Below are 18,740 nucleotides of genomic sequence, written 5' to 3'. Positions count from 1 at the left end.
AGTGCACCCACGCGAATGTTCTGTCCGCAGACGCCTACTTCGCGCGAGACGAGCGCGCGGTGGCCTTCTTCGCCTTGCTCTTCGCTGCGGGCTCCTCCTGCTCGAGGAGCCTGCTGGTGTAGTCGAGGATGCAGTTGAGCCCGTACTCGAAGTTGTAGTCGTCCGGTACACCGCCCACACGCCCCCGACCTGCCGCTTCCGCAAGAAGCGGGGTCTTCTCCGGGGTGATGACCAGATTCTCGTAGTACGCCTGCGACGTCGGATCGTACTTCTTGCCGCGCTCCTGCAGTCGCGCGAGCACGACCGAACCTCGGACGTGCAACTGGACGGCGGAGTAGGCATCGAAGGCGTCGTCGAGCGATAGGCCGCCCTTGACGAGATCGTCGATGATGTGCTCGATCTCGCGTGCGCCGAGAGTGGCGCTCTTGGGGCTGAGCGATGATCTGATCAGGATCAGATCGCACAGGATCGGGTTTGCCAGGAACGCGCTCCGCGCCGCGTGGGCGTGGTTGTAGAGGCGTTCGCGCCAGTCCGAGCCGGAGTCGCCCATCACGGCTTCGACCTGTATTTGCGCGAGGGCGCGATCCGTCATCGCGTTGAGCAGTTCGTCCTTCTTGCGGAAATACCAGTAGATGCTCGTGACACCGACGCCGAGATGTTTGGCGAGTTGCGGCATGCTCAGGTTGTCGACCGGGACGTCCTCGGCGAGTTCGAACGCGCCGGCGATGATGTCCTCGGGGTTGATGGATCCGCGCTCGCGACGTTCGCGCTTCTGAGGCTCTTCTTTACGCGCCATTGCTCTCCGACTTTCCGTCCAGTTCGTCCGTCAGGACGGCAGCACAGGCGTGAAGCGGCCCGTGCGGTGGTACGCCACTGCCGGTGGCACTGAGTGCTGCCGACCATTTCGGCTCACTGTAGCGCATACCGGATCGCCGCCGGGATGTGCCGTCAGTCGATGATGCTGAGTGCAGCGGACGGGCAATTGCTCACCGCGGTACGCAGATCGGCTTCGCTGCATGCGGCCGCGGCGTCGTCGTCGATCAGGACGTACCCTCCGTCGCCCACCTCGAAAACGGCTGGTGCAGTCGCTTCGCACAGGCCGTGGCCTACACACCTGTCGCCATCGACAACAACGCGCATCGTCTCGCTCCTTGCTCGGGTACTCGGATTCCGCGACTGTGGTTCGGAGGTCAATATGCCATGAACAGGATCTCGTCCCGGCTGTAGTCGTGGTCGGGATGGCGTTCGCCGAGATGGTGCCGGACCTTCTCGACGAGGTCGTCCTCGTCGGTGCCGCGCAGGTACTCGCCGCACGGGCAGGTCAATCGCTTCTTCATAACTTTCCTTTCGTTGTGACCGAACAGATTTCACACGTTGCGAGCAAGCAGTTCGCGAAGTCGGGTCGCGTCGACCTTCCCTGTGCCACCGCGCGGAATCTTCTCGTCGGAATCGAGCAGGAGCCATACCGTCGGAACCTTGAACGAGCTCAGCAGTTCCTTTGCTGCCGAATGTAGTTCGGCAGAATCTATCGAGCTCGAGCAGATCACCGCGGCGCCCACCCGTGGTCCGACTTCGCCGTCGATCTGCGTGACGAAGGCGTCCTCGACTCCATCGATCGTCTTCAATGCCGCCTGGACCTCGCTCGGATACACGGTTGCTCCGTTGACCTTGAACATGTCGTCGATCCGGCCCCGGTGGAAGAGGAATCCCGCGTCGTCGAGGAGGCCGAGATCGCCCGTGGGGTAGAAGCCGTCGGGTGTGAACACGTTTTCCCGGCTGCGGCCGCAGATGCCCTGCATGACATGGGGTCCTCGAACTTCGATCCGGCCTTCCATGCCGCGGCAAAGAGGGCTTCCTGTGTCGATATCTGTGACGCGGACTTCCATACCGTCGAACGGGGTGCCACAGCTTCCCCAGGATTCCCGAGGCATCGCGGTGTCCAACCGGTAGCCCGAGTACGGCCCGAACGTCTCCGTCATGCCGAACAGGTTCGCGCGTGAGCCCGGTTCGCCGCGCTCCGCGGCAGGTAGCAGCGCGGGCAGGCTGCCCGGCTGCAGCGCGGACAGATCTGCGCCCGTCGCGGCAGCCCGTGGTGCCAGTGATCGGGCCTGGTCGGGCCACCCACGGAACAACGTCACCCGCTCGATTTCGAGAAGTTCCAGTGTCGTGTCGGCCGTCGGGATCTCTTCGGTGACCAGGGTGGCACCCGCGATCAGGACCGACAGGATTCCCGCCCCGAAACCCCCGACCCAGAAGAACGGCATCGGCAGGTAGAGCCGGCTGTCGGAGGTGATGCACCGCGCGGCCAGCCCGGAGGCGACGGCTGCCAACGCGCCGCCGTGCGAGTGCATGACGCCCTTCGGCGGTCCGCTGCTGCCCGATGTGAAGATGATGACCATCGTGTCGGACGGTGACACGGCGTCTTCCAACGCGGCGGCAACCGCTCGGGCTCGGGGAGTCGGCTCCGCACCGACTACTTCCTCGACGTCCCAGATCCTTCGCAGTGACGGCAGGCCGGGGTGGAGAATGTCGCCCGGTTCGAGTGTGGGTTCGCCGATCGTGGTGGCCAGGGCGTCGAGATAGCGGTGCCCCCGGAATTCGTCGACGCTGATGAGATGACAGATCGACGCAGCCTGGATCTGCGCACGGAGTTCGGCGCCGGAAAGCAGAGTGCTCAGCGGAACGAGTACCGCACCGATCCGGGTGATCGCCACGGCGATCTGCACCCACCCGGTGTTGTTCGGCATGATCAGCCCCACCCGGGTGCCTGCGGTGACTCCGCCGTCGACGAGCGCCGCGGCAATGCGTCGGCCGGATGTGTCGAGCTCGCGGTAGCCGACACGGGTGGCCGGATCGACGACCATGTCCTTCGTCGGCATCGAGCCCGCTCGCGCGCGGACCAATGCCGCCATCGTGGCCGGAGACGGAAGCCCGGAAGGCTGGTTCAGCCTGTTCCGGACGGCTATCAGATCCGCCTTGCCGGACGGCGTGGGAGGGATGGAGTCGACGACGGCGATCTCGGTCGGAATCTCGTAACGAGCGAGGCGCGTCGTCAGGTACTCGGCCAGTTCTCCGGACGTGATACATGCGCCGGCCCGACATTCGACCATCGCCACCGGCGTTTCCCCCAGTCGAACATCGGGGCGTCCGACCACTGCGGCGTTCTCTACCGCCGGATGGCTTTCGAGGGCGGTCCGGATGTCGTCGGGCATGATCTTGAATCCGCCCCGGATGATCGCCTGGTCGGCGCGACCATGAATCCAGACGAACCCGTCGGCATCGATCCGCGCGAGATCGGTGGTCCGCATCCAGCCCGCCGTCGGCCCACGCTGCGCGGGCTTGACCTCGAGAAGCCCGACCGCATCGGTGTCGACCTCGTGCCCGGACTCGTCGACGACGCGGAGCACTGAACCCGGCTCGGCGCGCCCCACGCTGCCCCGCTTGGTCGACCAGTACTTGCGGTGGTCGGCGAGATTCCACCCGGCGACACCGCCGCCGAACTCCGTTGCGGCATAGGACGTGAGGACCGGAATGCCGAACTTGTCGGTGAACGCGTCGGCGTCGTCGGCGGACAGTGGTGCAGTGCCGGAGGTAACGACACGCAGACTCGAGAGGTCGTCGCGGGTGAGATCGGAGTGCAGCACCATACGGAGCGCCGTCGGCACGAGGGAGGCGGCGCGGGGACGGTGGCGGCGGACCGCGTCGGCCCACGCATCGAGTTCGAATCGCGGCAACAGCGCGTAGGGTCGCGCGGCGACGATGCACTGCAGCGTCCGGTACACCCCGCCGATATGCACGAGGGGAGCGTTGACGATCGCGACACCGGAACTGAGGCGTTCGGGCGGCGCACTGTCTTCGGCAGGCCCCAGGACGCTGTGCGCGAGCATGTCGTAGGTGAGTTCGACGTGCTTGGGTGGCCCGGTGGTTCCACTGGTCAGCATCAGGACCGCGGTTCCTGGACGGTTGTCGGACAGCACCGGAGGACCGCTGCCAGTGGCCACCTGGGGCACGTCGGAGATACCCGCGACCGTGACTGTGGTCGTGCCGGACGGCCGTCCGACGAGAATGTCGAGGTCGGCGGATTCTCCGATGACGACGCGCAGATTCAGTGCCGCGATGTCGGCGCGAGTCCTCTCGTCGCCGCGCGACGGATTGATGACAACGAGGTATCGTCCGGAGAGCAGCACTCCGAGAAGGACGGCGACGTGCACGGGCCGGTTGTGGAGCAGCACACCGATTCCCGTTCCTTCGTCGGGGCCGTACTGCCTGCAGATCGCGTTGATGCGGTCGGCGCAGTGGGCGATCTGCGCCCACGAGGTCCAGACGCCTTCGTACTCGATCGCGTCTGCGTCGGGGTCGATGCCGAACACCGCTTCGATCCGGTGCGCGAGGCGGTTGTCGGTGACGGACTCGGTGAGCACGCGGTGGGTCGTCATCGGATCCTCGGCGGTGTCGTGTCATGGGAGGACCCGGTGAGTTCGTTCTTCGCGATCGGATTGCCGAGTCGTGTGTAGATCAGGCCCTGATCCATTGCGGCTCGGTAGGGTTTGTCGAGGGATTCCCAGATCGCCTTCACCGTCCCCTGGGTTGCGGTCGGAGGCTTCGCGGCAATCTGGGCGGCGATCTCGTGCGCGCGTGTCCAGAGTCGTTCGCGCGGGCTGATTTCGGTGACGAGCCCGATGCGGAGGGCGGTGTCTGCGCCGACGCGTTCGTCGTTACCCATCAGCGCGATCCGTAGACTCTCTCCGAGGCCTACCCGGCGCATCAGCCCGACGGGCTCGAGGGCGGAGACCAAACCGGCCGAGACATGCGAGTCGAAGAAGGTGGCATCCGTGGAGCAGATCACCACATCGGACTCGTTGACGAAGTACAGGGCGCCGGCCGTGCACATTCCGTGGACCGCGCACACCACGGGCTTCCACATTTTCTGCCACTTCGGGCTGAGGAGCTCGCCGGGATCGTCGTGGTTCCAGATGTTGTCCGGCTGACCGTAGACGGACTTGATGTCGAGGCCGGCACTGAAGGCGCGGTCGCCCGCGGCGCGAAGCACCACGGCGTGCACCCGCTCGTCGAATTTGACGATGCTCCAGGCATCTCGCATTTCGTTGCACATCGTCCGATCGAATGCGTTCAATCGTTCCGGCCGATTCAGGGTGATCGTGGCGACGTGGTCGTCGGCATCGACGTCGAGGCGGATCGTCTCGAACTCGGGAATCGCCGACTCGTCGACGGTCGTCGGTAGTGCCATTGCGGGTCTCCGATTCTCGATCAGGTCGGTTGTGGTTCAGCGTCCGCGGAACTCGGGCTCGGTCCGGTCCTTGAACGCGCGCAATCCCTCTTTGAAATCTTCGGTGCGACATGCTAATTCCAGGGCGTAGAGCTCCTGGTTCATGGCGTCGGTCAACGATGCCGTGTGACTGCGGTTGATGGCCTGCTTGGCGAGCCCGAGGGCGACGGTGGGGCCGGATGCGAGCCGATCCAGCAGTGCGTTCGCGGTGGCATCGAGATCGGATTCGGGTGTGGAGCGGTAGATCAGCCCCCAGTCGCACGCGTCGGATGCTACGACTTTCTCGCCGAGCATCAACATCTGCTTTGCCCTCGCCGTTCCTGCGAGCCGGGGGACGAGCCAGGTGGCTCCGGAGTCGGGGCTGAACCCGCGCGTGATGAACGGCTCCCAGAACACCGCGTCGTCGGCTGCGACCGTGAAGTCGGCTGCGAATGCGAGGTTGCAGCCCAGGCCCACGGCCCATCCGCGGACGGTGCAGACCACTGGAAGGTGGAGGTCGTGGACCAGTTCGACGATGCGATGCGCCTGATGGGGGACGCGGCGCACCAGATTTCCGGCACGCGGTCTTGGCGCACCTTTGCGGTTCGTCGCGACCCAGTCGGCACCACCGCAGAAGTTCTCTCCGGCGCCGGTGATGTGCACCGCGCGAAGTGAATCATCTTGTGCCGCATCGGTGAGTTCGCGGATGAGGGTCTGGACCATCGCGGAGCTCAGTGAATTGAGTGCCTCGGCGCGGTCGAGGGTGAGCCGCAGGATCGGTCCGTTGCGCTCGACACGCACCTCCCCGGACCGTCCTGGCGAACCGTCGTTGTTGCTCACCGTGGTAACCACCCCTCACAACCTATACTGTGACATCTACGGTATGTAGTACCGTTGCGCTCTACACAAGTTAGCAAGGAACCCGGGCCGACGGAACCGGGTCGGCCGAAAGAGGCGCGATGACCAGCTACGAGGTGGAACCGACGACGTCCCACCCGGACGGACGCTATGTTCCGGGGCGGTTCGGCGAGGCGCCACTGCCGCAGACGCACCGTGCTGCGACATCACTCCGCAGACTCACCGGACTGCTGCTGTCGCTCGAGCACGAACACGACGTGGTCGACGAGATGCTCACCCGCTTCGCGGAGTGGGAGCAGCTCTTGGCCGCAGCCGTACCACCCAGCTCACGGCTCCGGCGCGGAGACGACACGAGCGGCGACCGACGCGTCTACCTCGACCATGCCGTCGACATCGGCGCATTCAACCCGGCCTTTCCCGAGTACGAACTCCGTACGTTCGACGCCGATACTGCGTCTGGCACGGTGAACTTCCCCGTGGTGTACGAGGGTCCACCGGGGCTCGTGCACGGTGGCTTTCTCGCCGTGTTCTTCGATTGCGTCATACAGCAACATAATTGCGAGGTCGGGATCGCGGGGAAGACGCGTCTGCTCAGTATTCGCTATCGTCGGCCCACTCCGTTGCTCACCACGCTGGATTTCGATGTCGTCCGACGGGCGACGGAGCGTGGCCTCGTGTCAGAAGCACGCCTCATGCGGGACGGCGAAGTGTTGTGTATCGCTGAGCTCGACTGCGTCGCGAAGCAGATCGACCAGCTGGAGACCACGACATTCGGCCATCGGCGATGATGCCACTTTCGGCTGTATCCCGCCGCAGGAAAACACCATTGGGAAGGATCTACACATGACCGAGGCCAGTGCGTCCGACGGCAGGGTGTTGTTCGACATCGACCGCGATACCCGAATCGCGACCGTCACCCTGAACAATCCGTCGCAGCGGAACTCCTACGATCAAGCGATGCGCGACGAACTCGCGCGATACCTGGACATCGTGGTCGACGACGACGACATCACCGTCGTGCTGCTGCGGGGAGCGGAGGGCGTGTTCAGTACCGGCGCGAACATGAACAACGCCTACGGCTGGTACGGCGAAGGCCGGAACGGCAACGGTGATACCCCGGCGCCGGAGAAGCGCCGGCCGAGCCAGCGGCGCCGATTGACCGTGGATCGTAAGACCTTCGGCTTCTACCACGAATTCCTGGGATTTCCGAAGGTCACCGTCGGCGAGATCAGCGGATTCGCGTTGGGTGGTGGCTTCGAGATGGCCCTGATGACAGACATCTCGGTCATCGCACGCGACACACGAATAGGCATGCCCGCGACCCGTTTCCTCGGTCCGGCGCTCGGGAGCCTGCACATGTTCTTCCACCGACTGGGGCCCGTCCTGGCGAGGCAGTTGCTCCTCACCGGCGACATCGTCACCGCCGAGTCCGTCGAGCACCGCGGTGTGTTCACCGAAACCTGCGAACCCGCACACGTGACGGCGCGCGCCAGGTACTGGGCCGAGAAGGTCGCGAAGATGCCGGCCGACGGCGTCGTCATCGCCAAGGAAGCGTTCCGCCTGGTGGAGCAGAGTCAGGCGTATCAGGGCGAGGAAGTTGCGAGCTATCTGTTCCACGCGTTCGGTACCAATCTCCAATTCTCCTCCGGCGAGTTCAATTTCGTGAAGACACGTGCCCAGCACGGGACGAAAGACGCATTCCGTCTTCGCGACGAGCACTTCCATGTCCCCGAGCCGGACCTGACATGAGTTCCCCACAGGAGGATTCAGTGACCCATACGAAGCTCGTCTTCGACCCGTTCTCGCAGGAATTCTTCGACGGCCCGTACGACATCTACGCCAGGATGCGCGACGAGGCACCCGTCTATTACAGCGAGGAATACGACTTCTATGCATTGAGCCGGTACGAGGACGTCGCCCCTGCGTACCGAGATTTCGACACCTATTCCTCGGCACGAGGGCTCGACCTGGCCACCGTGCGCAAAGGGGAGATCTCTTCGTTCAAGTCGATCATCGTCCTCGACCCACCCGAGCACCGGCACATGCGACGACTCGTGAGCAAGGTGTTCACACCTCGTGCGATCAACGACCTGCGCGAGATGGTCGACGCGCAGATCGTCCGATTTCTCGACCGGGTGGATCCCGCGGGCTTCGATATGGTCCAGGATTTCTCGGCATACTTCCCGATGGAGATCATCTCGGAGATGCTCGGTGTTCCAGAGGAGTACCGGACTCGGCTGCGTCTGTGGACCGATGCGTCGCTGCACCGTGAGATCGGGCAGATCGAGATGGGTGAGGCCGGGACCGACGCTGTCGTCGAAGCGATGCGGTTCTATTACGGGCTCGTCAAAGAGCGTCGTGAGAATCCTCGGGACGACATGATCAGCAAGCTCATCGAGGCCGAGATCGAGCGCGACGACGATCAGCCGCCGACGCTGACCACGATGGAGATCGCGATGTTCGCGTCGCTGCTCGGAGGAGCCGGCGCCGAGACGGTCGCGAAGCTGATCGGCGGAGCGCCGGTGACTTTCGCGCGACACCCGGATCAGTGGGCCAAGCTGCGGGAGGATCGTTCGTTGATTCCGGATGCGGTCGAAGAGCTGCTGCGTTTCGAGTCCCCGAATCAGTACAACGTGCGGTACTCCATGCGCGACGTTCAACTGCACGGGGTCACCATTCCCGCAGGCAAGCCGGTATTCCTGATGTTGGGCTCGGCGAACCGGGACCCGGCTGCTTTCGAGGACGCCGACGTCTTCGATATCGAGCGGGATCGTTCGGGGCCGCCGAGTCTTGCTTTCGGCCTCGGAATCCACAGCTGCCTCGGGGCGGCACTCGCGCGGATGGAAAGCGCACTGGCCCTCGGTCATCTACTCGATTTCATGCCCGAGTTCGAGGTCGATTTCGACAACTGCCAGCGCGTGAGCATGCAGAACGTCGCGGGTTACGAGCGGGTGCCGGTGAGGGTTCGTGCCCGGCTGCAATGACGTCGGGGGGTGATCACATCGCACATAGACAGAAACAACCTTTCCGGACGGTTGTTTCTGTCTATTCGCGCTGCGGTGTTCGATCGCGTCTATGTGGACACGACAGTCGCCCCCGCGGTCCCCGGCGCACCATAGAGCAATGCAAATCCCGCATTCGGATTCCCCGGAACCTGACGCGGCCCCGCATCACCGCGCAATTGGAGTACGAGTTCGTGGAGTTGCCGTAATCCTGAGGCTCCGATCGGCTCGCCGTTCGCGATCAACCCGCCGTCGGTGTTGACGGGGAGGCTTCCCCAGATTTCGGTGGCGCCGTCCGCAATCAGCTTCTCCTGGTCGCCGTCGGCGCAGAATCCGGCTTCCGCCATGTGGATCACTTCGGCACCGGCATCTGTGTCCTGGAGTTGGATCACGTCGATGTCCTGGGGCGCGATGCCTGCGGCCTCGAAGGCGGCGCGCGAGGCGAACACCGACGGTGACGGGACTTCGTCGACCGGCGCGTAGGTGGTGTTGACCTCATAGGCGCCGTAGGTGCGTGTGCGGACCTCGACGGAGCGGACATAGACCGGCTTGGACGTGAAGCGGCGAGCGATGTCGGCTCGGCACATGATCACCGCGGCTGCACCTTCGTCCGGGGCGCAGAACATGTAGTGCGTCAGTGGATAGTTGAGCATCGGGGAGTCGAGAATCTGCTGTTCCGAAATGGGCTTGCGCCTGAACGCATTCGGGTTGTCCGCGCCGTTCCGGTAGTTCTTCGCGGCAACCTTGGCCAAGGTCCGGACGGAGATGTCGTGGTCGTGCAGGTATCGGTTCGCCTTCATTCCGAAGAACTGTGTGGTGAGGTACTGGCCGTTCTCGCCGTACCAGGAGGGCATACCGACCAGCGTGGGATCCACGGTGAATGCGCCGCGAGGGTGCTTGTCGAGACCGATGGCGATGCCGATGTCGTACTTGCCGAGCCTGATCGCATCCGCGCACGCCTCGGTCGTGCTTGCGGCCGTGGCGCAGGCGTTGAACACGTTGGTGAAGGGAATGCCGGTAAGCCCCATGAGGCCTACGATCGCGTCGGGATTCGCGATTTCCCAGCTGCCGCCGACGGCGAATTGGATGTCTTTCCATTCGAGGCCGGCATCGGTGAGCGCGGCACGGATGGCATCGGTGCCCATCTGCATCGCCGTCTTGTCGAATCGGCCGAAGGGATGCATACCCACGCCGATGATCGCTACCTCATTCACTTGGACGCCCTTTCGGATCGACAGGCCGGAATGCGAAAGTGAATACTTCGTCGCCCTTCTCGTCGTGACCGAGCGGGATCATCGTCAACTCGACGTCCATGCCGAACGTCAGGTTCGACGGACGGTTCTCCGTGAGGCGCCCCTCGACACGAACCACGTCGCCCAGCTGCACGAGCCCGACGCCGAACGGTACGAACGTCTCGGGGGTTTCGTCACCGAGATACGGCGCGCCCGGGAGAAAGCCCTGTGTGGTCCAGGCGACGAGTGTTCCGGTGCGGGGGAGTGCGACGTTCGTCATCTGGTCGCGACTGCACCGAGGGCACAGCGGCTGCACCGGGAAGACCGTCGCGCTGCAGTCGTCGCATGTACTTGCGAGAAGTTGTGGTTGTTCGTCGGGCCAGGTCGATAGTTCTGGGGCGATCGCTCTCTGCATGGTTGGTCCTCGGGTCGTCGGACTGGGAGGGGGCTCGTCGGTCACATCATCAACTCTTGCGGTAGAGCATACCGATAGGTATACAGTAGTAGCGGTTATCGCGCGAGAGACCACGCTGCTGTCCGAACGGAGTTCATATGCCGCGCAAAGCTATCGACTGCCTGGTCAACGTTCATTTCGGGGAGGCCGACTCGCAGCCGAAGTGGATGACGTCTGTTCGTGACAATTACTTCAAGGGCCCGAAGTCGATGTTCGATCCGGTCGACATGTCGGAACTGCTCGACGAGATGGACGAGATGGGTGTGCAGAAGGCGATCCTGATGGACTCCATCGCGACACCCCGGCTCACCGCGCGGAAATTCGTCGAAGCCCACCCGGAGCGGTTCTCCCTTGCCATGGGCGTCGGTCCTCTGTTCCGCCCGATGAAGGTGGTGCGGGAACTCGCCGCAATCACGCAGGACCTGCCGGTCCGTTACGCAGCGATCGGTCCCAGCTTCTGGGGCGACGGCGACTATCCGCCGAGTCACGCCTTGTACTACCCGCTGTATACGAAATGCGCAGAGATGGGCCTGCCGCTGTGCATGAACACCGGCATTCCCGGCCCTGCACTCCCCGGCGAAGTGCAGAATCCGATCCACCTCGACCAGGTGTGCGTGCGCTTCCCTGAGCTGAAACTCTGCATGATTCACGGAGCGGATCCGTGGTGGGACGTCGCGATCCGGATGCTGATCCGGTTCCCGAATCTGCGGCTCATGACGTCGGCGTGGTCGCCGAAACGACTGCCGGGAAACTTGTTGCACTTCATGCGGACTCGCGGGCAGGACAAGGTGATCTTCGCGTCCGACTGGCCGGTGCTCACGCAGCGCCGCCTCGTCCCCGAGGCGATGGAGCTCGACCTGCCCGAGGCTGCGCTCGACAATTTCCTCTTCGACAATGCAGAGGACTTCTTCTTCGGCGACCGGCAGCCCCTCAGCTGATCTCCGGACGACAACTCGAGGAGTAGAGATGGATCGGTACGAACTGCGGCGTGAAGACTACAGCCTGAGCGAAGACCAACTGGATTTGCAGAACGCGTATGCGAAGTTCTTCGAGACCCACTGCACGAACGAGGCCGTGCGCGCCGCCGAGCCCGAGGGGTTCGACCGCGCCCTGTGGGAGAGGCTCTGCGCGACCGGTGCAACGACGATGGCTCTGCCGGAACAGGCCGGCGGCGACGGAGCGACGCTCGTCGATCTCACGCTGGTTGCCGAGGAGTTGGGCAGGTACCTGGCTCCCGTCCCATGGATCGATCATGTCTGTGCCGCAAGACTGCTGGCATGCCTCGATGCTCCGGAGCTCGATGAGATCGTGTCAGGAAAGCGCATCATCGGTCTTGATCCGCACCTCGGAGACGTGACCGGAAGACGATTGATCCCCACTGCATCGATCGCCGACGACCTCATCGTGCGCGACGGCGACGACATCGTGCTCCTCACGTTCGATCCGATCCCGGAGCGCGTCGAGAATCTCGGGAAGTTGCCGATGGCGTGGGTCGACCCCGCAGATGCAACACATCGGAAGATACTCGCGAGCGGCCCCACCGCCAGTACGGCGTTCGGCCGGGCCCTCGATGAATGGCGCCTGCTGACCGCGTCTGCCCTGGTGGGTCTGGTGGAACAGTCAATGCGTATTGCCGCTGAGTTCGCGAAGACTCGCTACACGCTGGGCGTCCCAATCTCCTCGCTGCAAGGTATCTCGCATCCGCTCGCGAACATGGCCATCGCAGTGGAGGGAGGACGCGCATTGGCGCGGAAGGCTGCGTGGTTCCTCGATAACGAGCCGGAGGTCCGACCCGAACTGGCAGGTGCCGCCTTCGTTTTCATGACGGAAGAGGCGTCCCGCGCCGCGACGATGTCGGTGCATGTTCAGGGCGGTCTCGGCGTGTCCACCGAGGCTGCGGCGAGTGCGTATCTGGTGCGGGCGCGCGGCTGGTCGCTGGCCGGCGGGGATCCGGCCGACACCGCGCGACACGTCGCACAGGTCGTGGTGAAGAAACGTTCCGCACAGTCCCCCGTCGCTCCGCTCGCCCCGGCGGGTGCCGATGCGGCCCTGGCTGCGGTGTAGAGAAAGGGACCATGGATTTTTCACGAGTAGAAGTAACCGGCGACGAGCAGGCGTTTCTCGACGAGATTCGCACGTTTCTCGGCAAACATGTCACCGACGAAGTGCGCAGACGCGATCGGGAGACGGGCGACAACTTCGACGAGGGCGTCCATCTCGCGATGGGAGAGGCCGGCTACCTCGAACGCGAGTATCGCAAGCCGGAGGATGGTGGCTTCTCTCGCGTCGAGAGCCGTATCTGGGCACTCGAACGTCGGCGTGCGCATGCCCCGTGGGTGACGTGGGGAACCACGATCCTGGTCGCGCACTCCGTCGAGGCATACGGCTCGCCGGAACTGCGTGACGAGGTGATGCCCGGAGTGTTCAGCGGTCACGTGCGTATGTGCCTCGGATACACCGAGCCCGAGGGCGGTTCGGATATCGCGACGTGCAAGACCAGGGCCGTGCGGGACGGCGACGACTGGGTGATCAACGGCTCGAAGATGTTCACCACCGGCGCTCACAACTGCCGATACGCATTCCTGATCACCAACACCGACCCGAACGCGGAGCGGAAACACAAGAGCCTGACCATGTTCCTGGTTCCGCTCGATAGTCCCGGCATCGAGATCCAGGGACTGTGGACCGTGGACGGCGATCGCACGAACATCGTCTACTACAACGACGTGCGCATCTCCGACAAGTACCGTCTCGGGGATGTCAACGGAGGCTGGGCGGTGTTACGTGGGCCGCTCGATGCAGAGCACGGGGTCGTCGCGGCGGCCACCGATGGTCTCGACGACATCGCGATCCTCCAGCACCAGGGCATGTTCATGGGAACGGCTGTCGACACGGTCGCGGCCATCGTGAGCAGGCCCGGGAACGACGGCCGGCGACGCATCGACGACGGAGCTGTCGCCGACCGTCTCGGTAGAGCCGTCGCTCGGATCGAGATGGCGCTGAGTACGCCCAACATGTACGGCCGGGTCGCGATCGCTCAGGCGATGCGCGACGTCGCACCCGAACTGATGGATATCCTGGGCTCCGCGTCGGTGTTGCCGACGGACGCCGACGGGGCGATCGACGACGGAGCCAGCGAATACCTCTACCGGTGGGCACCACTGTGCGGAATCTACGGGGGCACCCTCGAAGTGTTCCGCAACATGATCGGGCAGTACATGCTCGGGCTGGGCAGGCCGGTGTACGCGCCGGTCAAGAGCTGAGTCCCACGACAATGCCTGCCGGACCACATACGGTTCGGCAGGCGTCGTCTGTGCCGTCGGTTTACAGCACGGCCCCGGAGACCTTTGCGGCGATGATGTCGTCCCAGCTCATGCCCAGCTCTTCGAGGATCTCGTCGGTGTGTTCGCCGTGTTCGGGCGAGCGTCCCGGAAGCGCGGGGGTCTCGTCGAACTGGATCGGGGCGGCGACCGTCTTGAACACCTCGCCGTCCTCGTCGGCGACGCTCATCAGGTAGCCGTTGGCGACGGCCTGCGGGTCGTCGAGAGCTTCGGCCGGGGTCGCGAGCGGTGCCCACACACCCGGTTCGTCGGCGAGAATCTTCTGCCACTCGGCGAGATCGCGGTCGGCGAAGACCTTCCGCAGGATGGTGGTCGCTTCGTCCTTGTTGGCAACGAGATTGGCGAGCGGGGTGAACCGTTCGTCGACTGCGAGTTCGGGGCGGCCGATCCGCTCGCAGAACCCGTGCCAGAATCGATCGGCCTGCAGGAACACGAGTTGGAGCCACCTGCCGTCGCGGGTCTTGTAGCGGTTCACCACAGGGTTGGGAGCCTCACCCTGGGAATAGGCCGGGATGCGGTCGATTCCGTAGTAGTCGGCCGCGCAGATATCCGGCGCCACGGCCCACATCCCCTGGGCCAGAAGTGATCCGTCGACCGTCCGTGCCACTCCGGTCCGCTCCCGGTGGAACAGGGCCGCGACGATGCCGCCGGCGAGAGTGCTGCCGCCCTGCAGATCGCCGAATGCGGGCCCCTGCGCGAACGGATGTTCTTGACCGTCGGGTGTGAGTGCGTAGGCAACGCCCGCGCGTGCCGTGTATCCGGAGGCGTCGAATCCGCCCTTGTCGCGGTCGGGCCCGAGTGGGCCCTGGCCACTTCCGCGCGCGATGATCACGTTCGGGTTGAACGAGCGGAGGGTCTCGACCGAGAGGTCGGCGCGTTCGAGCGCACCGGGAAGCCAGTTCGTCAGGAAGACATCGGCTTTCGCGATGAGTTTCACGAAGATCTCGCGTCCCTCCGGTGTCTTGACATCGAGTGCGATGCTGCGCTTTCCGTGGTTCCCGATCTCCATCATGAAGTTGGCCTTCACCCGGGATTCTGCGGGATCGAGGCCGCCGACCGTCAGATAGCGGCACGGGTCGCCTCCCCGGGTGTCTTCGATCTTGATGACGTCGGCGCCCCAGTCGCGGAGTACGACGCCGGCGCTCGGCACGTAGGTCCAGGAGGCGAGTTCCACGACAGTGACACCGTTGAGGAGATCGGACATCGACGTTCCCTTCTCGCAAAAGTCGGCTGTACAGCTTCCCCCGACATTACTGTATAGATTACAGTTAGTCATCCGGTTCTGTGGTCGAGGAGGATATATGGGTGAGGTCGTCGACAGTCCCGAGATCACGAGCGTGGAATTGGGGCGGCGCGTTGCACAGCGTGCGGAGACCCGATTGCTCATCGACGGAGTGCTGGCCGAGGCGACGAACGGTGCGACGTACCGAAACCTCAGTCCCGCCACCGGACTCGTACTCGGCGACGCCGCCGCAGCGAACGCACAGGACATGAACCGCGCGATCGGTGCGGCACGTCGCGCATTCGACGAGACCGAGTGGTCGACCGACCGCGTCCTGCGCCGACGTTGTCTCGAGCAACTCCAGGCGGCCATCGAGTCCGAGAAAGAAGATCTACGAGACGAACTCGTGGCAGAGGTCGGATGCCCGGTGATGGCCACGGCCGACGCCCAGCTCGATTGGCCGTTGTCGGAGGCTCTCCGCTATCCGACGTCGCTGATCGATGACTTCGAATGGGAACGGATCCTCGACGGCGGAGGACTGTTCGGGCAGCGAAACATCCGCACCGTGGTCAAGGAAGCGGTCGGGGTGGTTGCAGCCATCACGCCGTCGAACTACCCGATCGAGGTGATCCTCAACAAGATCGGCCCGGCCCTGGCAGCGGGCAATACCGTGGTCCTCAAACCGGACCCGAACACGCCGTGGAACGCAGCTCGTCTCGGTCGTCTCGTTGCGGAGAAGACCGACATCCCGCCCGGGGTGTTCAACGTGGTGACCACACCCGACAACGCCGTTGCCGGTCTGCTCGCCGACGACCCGCGCGTCGACCTCATCTCCTTCACCGGATCGACCGCGGTCGGCCGCACCTTGATGCGCCGGGCAGCCGACACGATGAAGCGGACGTTCCTGGAACTCGGCGGAAAATCGGCTCTCATCGTCACCGACGGCGCCGACCTGTCGAAGGCGATCATGGCGACGATCGGTGCGTGCTCCCACGCGGGGCAGGCCTGCGCGGTCAATACCCGAATCCTCGTGCACCGGTCGCTGTTCGACGACCTGTCCGCCGGTGCAGTCGAGGCGTACAAGCAGCTTCCCGTGGGAGATCCGGCGGCGCCGGGGACATTCGTCGGCCCACTGATCAGTGCCGCACAGAAACAGAAGGTCCTCGACATGCTCGAGCAGGCGCGCATCGACGGCGCACAGTTCCTCGTCGGCGGGGGCGAGGCGGAAGGCCTCGCCGAGCATCTGCGCGGCGGCCACTTCGTGGCACCGACCCTTCTGACGGGCGTCGACAACAGTGCCGCCATCGCGCAGGAGGAGGTCTTCGGGCCGGTTGCGATCCTGATCCCCTTCGACACCGACGACGAAGCGGTCCGGATCGCCAACGACAGTCCGTTCGGCCTCGCCGGTGCAATCATGTCCGACTCGTTCGAACGCGGTGAAGCCATCGCGCGTCGCGTGCGCACCGGAGCGATCGGCATCAACGGCGGCATGTTCTACGGCGCCGACGCACCCTTCGGTGGTTACAAGAACAGCGGTATCGGGAGGCAGTGCGGGATAGAAGGTTTCGAGCAGTACCTCGAAACCAAGACCCTCGCCGCGCGGGTCCCCCGGCAGGCGTGAGAACTGTTCGAGCATCGGATACGAAAGGCATACGGATGGGCAAACTGGACAACAAGGTTGCACTGGTCTCAGGAGCAGCACGCGGGCAGGGGAGATCGCATGCGCTCCACCTCGCGGCCGAGGGCGCGAGCATCATCGCCCTCGACATCTGCGCAGACCTCGACGGCAACACCTACCCGCTGGCGAAGCGGGAGGATCTGGAGGAGACGGCACGTCTCGTCGAGAAGGAAGGGGTTCGTGTCCACACCGTGGTCGCCGATGTCCGTGAACGCCGCGACGTGTGGAACGCGATCGCCGATGGAGTGAGCGAACTCGGCGGACTCGACATCGTCGTCGCCAATGCAGGGATCTGCCCGATGGGCGAAGGACAGACACTGCAGTCCTGGTCCGACACGATCGACACCGATCTGGCCGGGGTGTTCAACGTCGTGCAGGGCAGCATCCCGCACCTCGGTGCTGGGGCGTCGATCATCGCAACCGGTTCCTTGGCCGCTCAACTGGGCAGCGCGACCAACCAGGGACCGGGCGGTTCGGCATACAGTCTCGCGAAGCAGATGGTTGCGCGCTACGTCAACGATCTCGCAGTGCAGCTGGCGAAGAAGGACATTCGCATCAATGCTGTGCATCCGACGAACGTGAACACCGACATGCTTCACAACGAGGGCATGTACCGGGTATTCCGACCCGACCTCGAGCACCCGACGCGGGAAGAGGCCGAGATTGCATTCCCGGCCATGCAGGCGATGCGCGTGCCGTACATCGAACCGTCCGACGTCTCCGAGGCAGTTCTGTTCCTCGCGAGCGACGCGTCGCGCTTCATCACCGGCAGCCAGCTCCGGATCGACGCCGGAGGCTATGTGAAGTCCGTGCCCTGGAAGGGATGAGCACCACCATGACCGACATCATCGGATTTCTCGGCGCCGGGCAGATGGGCGAGCCCATGGTCCGGCGTCTCCTCGATGCGGGACACGACGTCCGCCTCTACGCCCGCAAGGAAGAGGTGCGTATGCGTCTGGGGGCTGCGGGTGCGTATCTCGCCGACTCGGTCGCGGATATGGCGCGGCAGGCCGATATCCTCGTTGTCTGCCCTTTCTCGGATGCGCAGTTGACGGAACTGGCCGCGGGGCCGGACGGTTTCATGGCGAACGCGAAGGACAGTGCGGTCGTCGTGTCGCACACCACGGGCACCGTCGGCACCCTCGCGAAGATCCGCGCCGATCATCCGGACGGACCGGAGCTCGTCGATGCGCCCGTAAGTGGATCTGCAGACGACATCGCCGCAGGGAAACTGACCGTACTCCTTGGCGGCGAGGAGCAGGTGCTCGCCCGTGTGGAAGCAGCGGTGGGCGCCTACGCGGATCCGATCATCAGGACCGGACCTTTCGGCAGTGCTCTGAACGTGAAATTGGTCAACAATCTGCTCTTCGCAGCGAACGCTCAACTTGCCGCAGCTGCAGTCGAACTCGGTGAGCACCTCGGCATCGGAAGTCGCGAGCTGCTCGATGCGATTGCGTTGTGCAGCGGACGGAGTCATGCGCTGGCATCGATCGGCAAGGTCGGCGGTGTCGAGACCTTCGACGAGTTCGCGTCCCCGTTCCTGCGGAAGGACGTAGCCGCATGTACCGCGGCAGCCGAAGACGCAGGTGTCGATCTGGGCTGGCTTGCTGCTGTGGTGGAAGCCGGTCCGATACCCGGCCTCGGGCGCAGGAAGGGATGAACAGGAGATCGTTGGCGTTCGAGTGCT

18 protein-coding genes and 1 pseudogene are annotated in these 18,740 nt (G+C 64.3%); 9 read left to right on the top strand and 10 right to left on the bottom strand.

What is annotated here, in order from left to right:
- Positions 1–34 precede the first annotated feature (34 nt).
- The 7 genes and pseudogenes from ACFWB0_RS11595 to ACFWB0_RS11565 all read right to left on the bottom strand — a co-directional run bounded on the left by ACFWB0_RS11595 (position 35) and on the right by ACFWB0_RS11565 (position 6,106).
- On the bottom strand, positions 35–796 hold the full coding sequence (locus tag ACFWB0_RS11595) for a TetR/AcrR family transcriptional regulator (RefSeq protein WP_378490584.1): 762 nt from the start codon (positions 794–796) through the stop codon (positions 35–37).
- 152 nt (positions 797–948) lie between these two features.
- Complete coding sequence (locus tag ACFWB0_RS11590; protein ID WP_378490583.1) at positions 949–1,140, bottom strand: ferredoxin; 192 nt, start codon at positions 1,138–1,140, stop codon at positions 949–951.
- A 50-nt stretch (positions 1,141–1,190) separates the two neighbouring features.
- The gene (locus tag ACFWB0_RS11585) at positions 1,191–1,337 is read right to left on the bottom strand and encodes a DUF1059 domain-containing protein (RefSeq protein ID WP_132474238.1); all 147 of its coding nucleotides are present in this window, start codon (positions 1,335–1,337) and stop codon (positions 1,191–1,193) included.
- A 30-nt stretch (positions 1,338–1,367) separates the two neighbouring features.
- Positions 1,368–2,912, bottom strand: a complete 1,545-nt coding sequence (locus ACFWB0_RS11580; RefSeq protein ID WP_378490631.1) for a class I adenylate-forming enzyme family protein — start codon at positions 2,910–2,912, stop codon at positions 1,368–1,370.
- A gap of 42 nt (positions 2,913–2,954) precedes the next feature.
- Positions 2,955–4,436 (bottom strand): annotated as a pseudogene (locus tag ACFWB0_RS11575) (class I adenylate-forming enzyme family protein); the annotation flags it as partial.
- Positions 4,433–5,248 carry an enoyl-CoA hydratase/isomerase family protein gene (locus ACFWB0_RS11570; protein WP_378490582.1) on the bottom strand — a complete coding sequence of 272 codons (816 nt, stop codon included), beginning with the start codon at positions 5,246–5,248 and terminating at the stop codon, positions 4,433–4,435. The pseudogene ACFWB0_RS11575 and the gene ACFWB0_RS11570, both read right to left, overlap by 4 nt.
- A 36-nt stretch (positions 5,249–5,284) precedes the next feature.
- The gene (locus ACFWB0_RS11565) at positions 5,285–6,106 is read right to left on the bottom strand and encodes an enoyl-CoA hydratase/isomerase family protein (protein ID WP_378490581.1); all 822 of its coding nucleotides are present in this window, start codon (positions 6,104–6,106) and stop codon (positions 5,285–5,287) included.
- 119 nt (positions 6,107–6,225) lie between these two features.
- Here ACFWB0_RS11565 and ACFWB0_RS11560 point away from each other — a divergent pair, with 119 nt between their 5' ends.
- Genes ACFWB0_RS11560 through ACFWB0_RS11550 form a run of 3 tightly spaced genes read left to right on the top strand, consistent with a single transcriptional unit; the run spans position 6,226 to position 9,108 of the window.
- Positions 6,226–6,912 carry a hypothetical protein gene (locus tag ACFWB0_RS11560; RefSeq protein WP_378490580.1) on the top strand — a complete coding sequence of 229 codons (687 nt, stop codon included), beginning with the start codon at positions 6,226–6,228 and terminating at the stop codon, positions 6,910–6,912.
- A 55-nt stretch (positions 6,913–6,967) separates the two neighbouring features.
- Positions 6,968–7,873, top strand: coding sequence for an enoyl-CoA hydratase/isomerase family protein (locus ACFWB0_RS11555; RefSeq protein WP_378490579.1), 906 nt, complete (start codon positions 6,968–6,970; stop codon positions 7,871–7,873).
- A 20-nt stretch (positions 7,874–7,893) separates the two neighbouring features.
- Complete coding sequence (locus tag ACFWB0_RS11550; protein WP_378490578.1) at positions 7,894–9,108, top strand: cytochrome P450; 1,215 nt, start codon at positions 7,894–7,896, stop codon at positions 9,106–9,108.
- Between the two features lie 89 nt (positions 9,109–9,197).
- On the opposite strand, the gene ACFWB0_RS11545 is transcribed toward ACFWB0_RS11550, so the two are convergent.
- Both ACFWB0_RS11545 and ACFWB0_RS11540 read right to left on the bottom strand, forming a co-directional pair.
- Positions 9,198–10,340: a thiolase family protein gene (locus ACFWB0_RS11545; RefSeq protein ID WP_378490577.1), complete on the bottom strand. Its 1,143-nt coding sequence runs from the start codon at positions 10,338–10,340 to the stop codon at positions 9,198–9,200.
- Positions 10,333–10,773 (bottom strand): Zn-ribbon domain-containing OB-fold protein, encoded by a 441-nt coding sequence (locus ACFWB0_RS11540; protein WP_378490576.1) that lies wholly within the window; start codon positions 10,771–10,773, stop codon positions 10,333–10,335. The genes ACFWB0_RS11545 and ACFWB0_RS11540 overlap by 8 nt, the downstream gene beginning before the upstream one ends.
- Before the next feature lie 137 nt (positions 10,774–10,910).
- On the opposite strand from ACFWB0_RS11540, the gene ACFWB0_RS11535 reads away from it, so the two are divergent.
- From ACFWB0_RS11535 to ACFWB0_RS11525, 3 genes are read left to right on the top strand one after another with little or no spacing between them, the layout of a single operon-like run.
- Entirely contained in the window at positions 10,911–11,750 is an 840-nt protein-coding gene (locus ACFWB0_RS11535; protein WP_378490575.1) for an amidohydrolase family protein, read from the top strand.
- Between the two features lie 28 nt (positions 11,751–11,778).
- Positions 11,779–12,876 carry an acyl-CoA dehydrogenase family protein gene (locus ACFWB0_RS11530; RefSeq protein ID WP_378490574.1) on the top strand — a complete coding sequence of 366 codons (1,098 nt, stop codon included), beginning with the start codon at positions 11,779–11,781 and terminating at the stop codon, positions 12,874–12,876.
- An 11-nt stretch (positions 12,877–12,887) separates the two neighbouring features.
- On the top strand, positions 12,888–14,075 hold the full coding sequence (locus ACFWB0_RS11525; protein ID WP_378490573.1) for an acyl-CoA dehydrogenase family protein: 1,188 nt from the start codon (positions 12,888–12,890) through the stop codon (positions 14,073–14,075).
- 61 nt (positions 14,076–14,136) lie between these two features.
- Here ACFWB0_RS11525 and ACFWB0_RS11520 read toward each other — a convergent pair whose 3' ends face one another.
- Entirely contained in the window at positions 14,137–15,357 is a 1,221-nt protein-coding gene (locus tag ACFWB0_RS11520; protein ID WP_378490572.1) for a CaiB/BaiF CoA transferase family protein, read from the bottom strand.
- 97 nt (positions 15,358–15,454) lie between these two features.
- Between ACFWB0_RS11520 and ACFWB0_RS11515 the strand changes: the two genes are divergently transcribed.
- From ACFWB0_RS11515 to ACFWB0_RS11505, 3 genes are read left to right on the top strand one after another with little or no spacing between them, the layout of a single operon-like run.
- A complete protein-coding gene (locus tag ACFWB0_RS11515; protein ID WP_378490571.1) occupies positions 15,455–16,996 on the top strand; it encodes an aldehyde dehydrogenase family protein in 1,542 nt (513 codons plus the stop codon).
- 35 nt (positions 16,997–17,031) lie between these two features.
- Positions 17,032–17,880 (top strand): mycofactocin-coupled SDR family oxidoreductase, encoded by an 849-nt coding sequence (locus tag ACFWB0_RS11510; protein WP_378490570.1) that lies wholly within the window; start codon positions 17,032–17,034, stop codon positions 17,878–17,880.
- An 8-nt stretch (positions 17,881–17,888) separates the two neighbouring features.
- Entirely contained in the window at positions 17,889–18,713 is an 825-nt protein-coding gene (locus ACFWB0_RS11505) for an NAD(P)-dependent oxidoreductase (protein ID WP_378490630.1), read from the top strand.
- Positions 18,714–18,740 lie beyond the last annotated feature (27 nt).

Origin of the sequence: Rhodococcus sp. NPDC060086 (genome assembly GCF_042730275.1) — a bacterium.
Lineage (GTDB): Bacteria > Actinomycetota > Actinomycetes > Mycobacteriales > Mycobacteriaceae > Rhodococcus.
This window is presented reverse-complemented; position numbering and strand designations above follow the sequence as displayed.

Bases quoted from the DNA above. Each gene is read 5' to 3' on its own strand.
- ACFWB0_RS11525 (WP_378490573.1), top strand. From the start codon at position 12,888: ATGGATTTTTCACGAGTAGAAGTAACCGGCGACGAGCAGGCGTTTCTC.
- ACFWB0_RS11590 (WP_378490583.1), bottom strand. From the start codon at position 1,140: ATGCGCGTTGTTGTCGATGGCGACAGGTGTGTAGGCCACGGCCTGTGC.
- ACFWB0_RS11505 (WP_378490630.1), top strand. From the start codon at position 17,889: ATGACCGACATCATCGGATTTCTCGGCGCCGGGCAGATGGGCGAGCCC.
- ACFWB0_RS11540 (WP_378490576.1), bottom strand. From the start codon at position 10,773: ATGCAGAGAGCGATCGCCCCAGAACTATCGACCTGGCCCGACGAACAA.
- ACFWB0_RS11570 (WP_378490582.1), bottom strand. From the start codon at position 5,248: ATGGCACTACCGACGACCGTCGACGAGTCGGCGATTCCCGAGTTCGAG.
- ACFWB0_RS11515 (WP_378490571.1), top strand. From the start codon at position 15,455: ATGGGTGAGGTCGTCGACAGTCCCGAGATCACGAGCGTGGAATTGGGG.
- ACFWB0_RS11530 (WP_378490574.1), top strand. From the start codon at position 11,779: ATGGATCGGTACGAACTGCGGCGTGAAGACTACAGCCTGAGCGAAGAC.
- ACFWB0_RS11520 (WP_378490572.1), bottom strand. From the start codon at position 15,357: ATGTCCGATCTCCTCAACGGTGTCACTGTCGTGGAACTCGCCTCCTGG.
- ACFWB0_RS11580 (WP_378490631.1), bottom strand. From the start codon at position 2,912: ATGGCGGCATTGGTCCGCGCGCGAGCGGGCTCGATGCCGACGAAGGAC.
- ACFWB0_RS11510 (WP_378490570.1), top strand. From the start codon at position 17,032: ATGGGCAAACTGGACAACAAGGTTGCACTGGTCTCAGGAGCAGCACGC.
- ACFWB0_RS11585 (WP_132474238.1), bottom strand. From the start codon at position 1,337: ATGAAGAAGCGATTGACCTGCCCGTGCGGCGAGTACCTGCGCGGCACC.
- ACFWB0_RS11535 (WP_378490575.1), top strand. From the start codon at position 10,911: ATGCCGCGCAAAGCTATCGACTGCCTGGTCAACGTTCATTTCGGGGAG.
- ACFWB0_RS11555 (WP_378490579.1), top strand. From the start codon at position 6,968: ATGACCGAGGCCAGTGCGTCCGACGGCAGGGTGTTGTTCGACATCGAC.
- ACFWB0_RS11560 (WP_378490580.1), top strand. From the start codon at position 6,226: ATGACCAGCTACGAGGTGGAACCGACGACGTCCCACCCGGACGGACGC.
- ACFWB0_RS11595 (WP_378490584.1), bottom strand. From the start codon at position 796: ATGGCGCGTAAAGAAGAGCCTCAGAAGCGCGAACGTCGCGAGCGCGGA.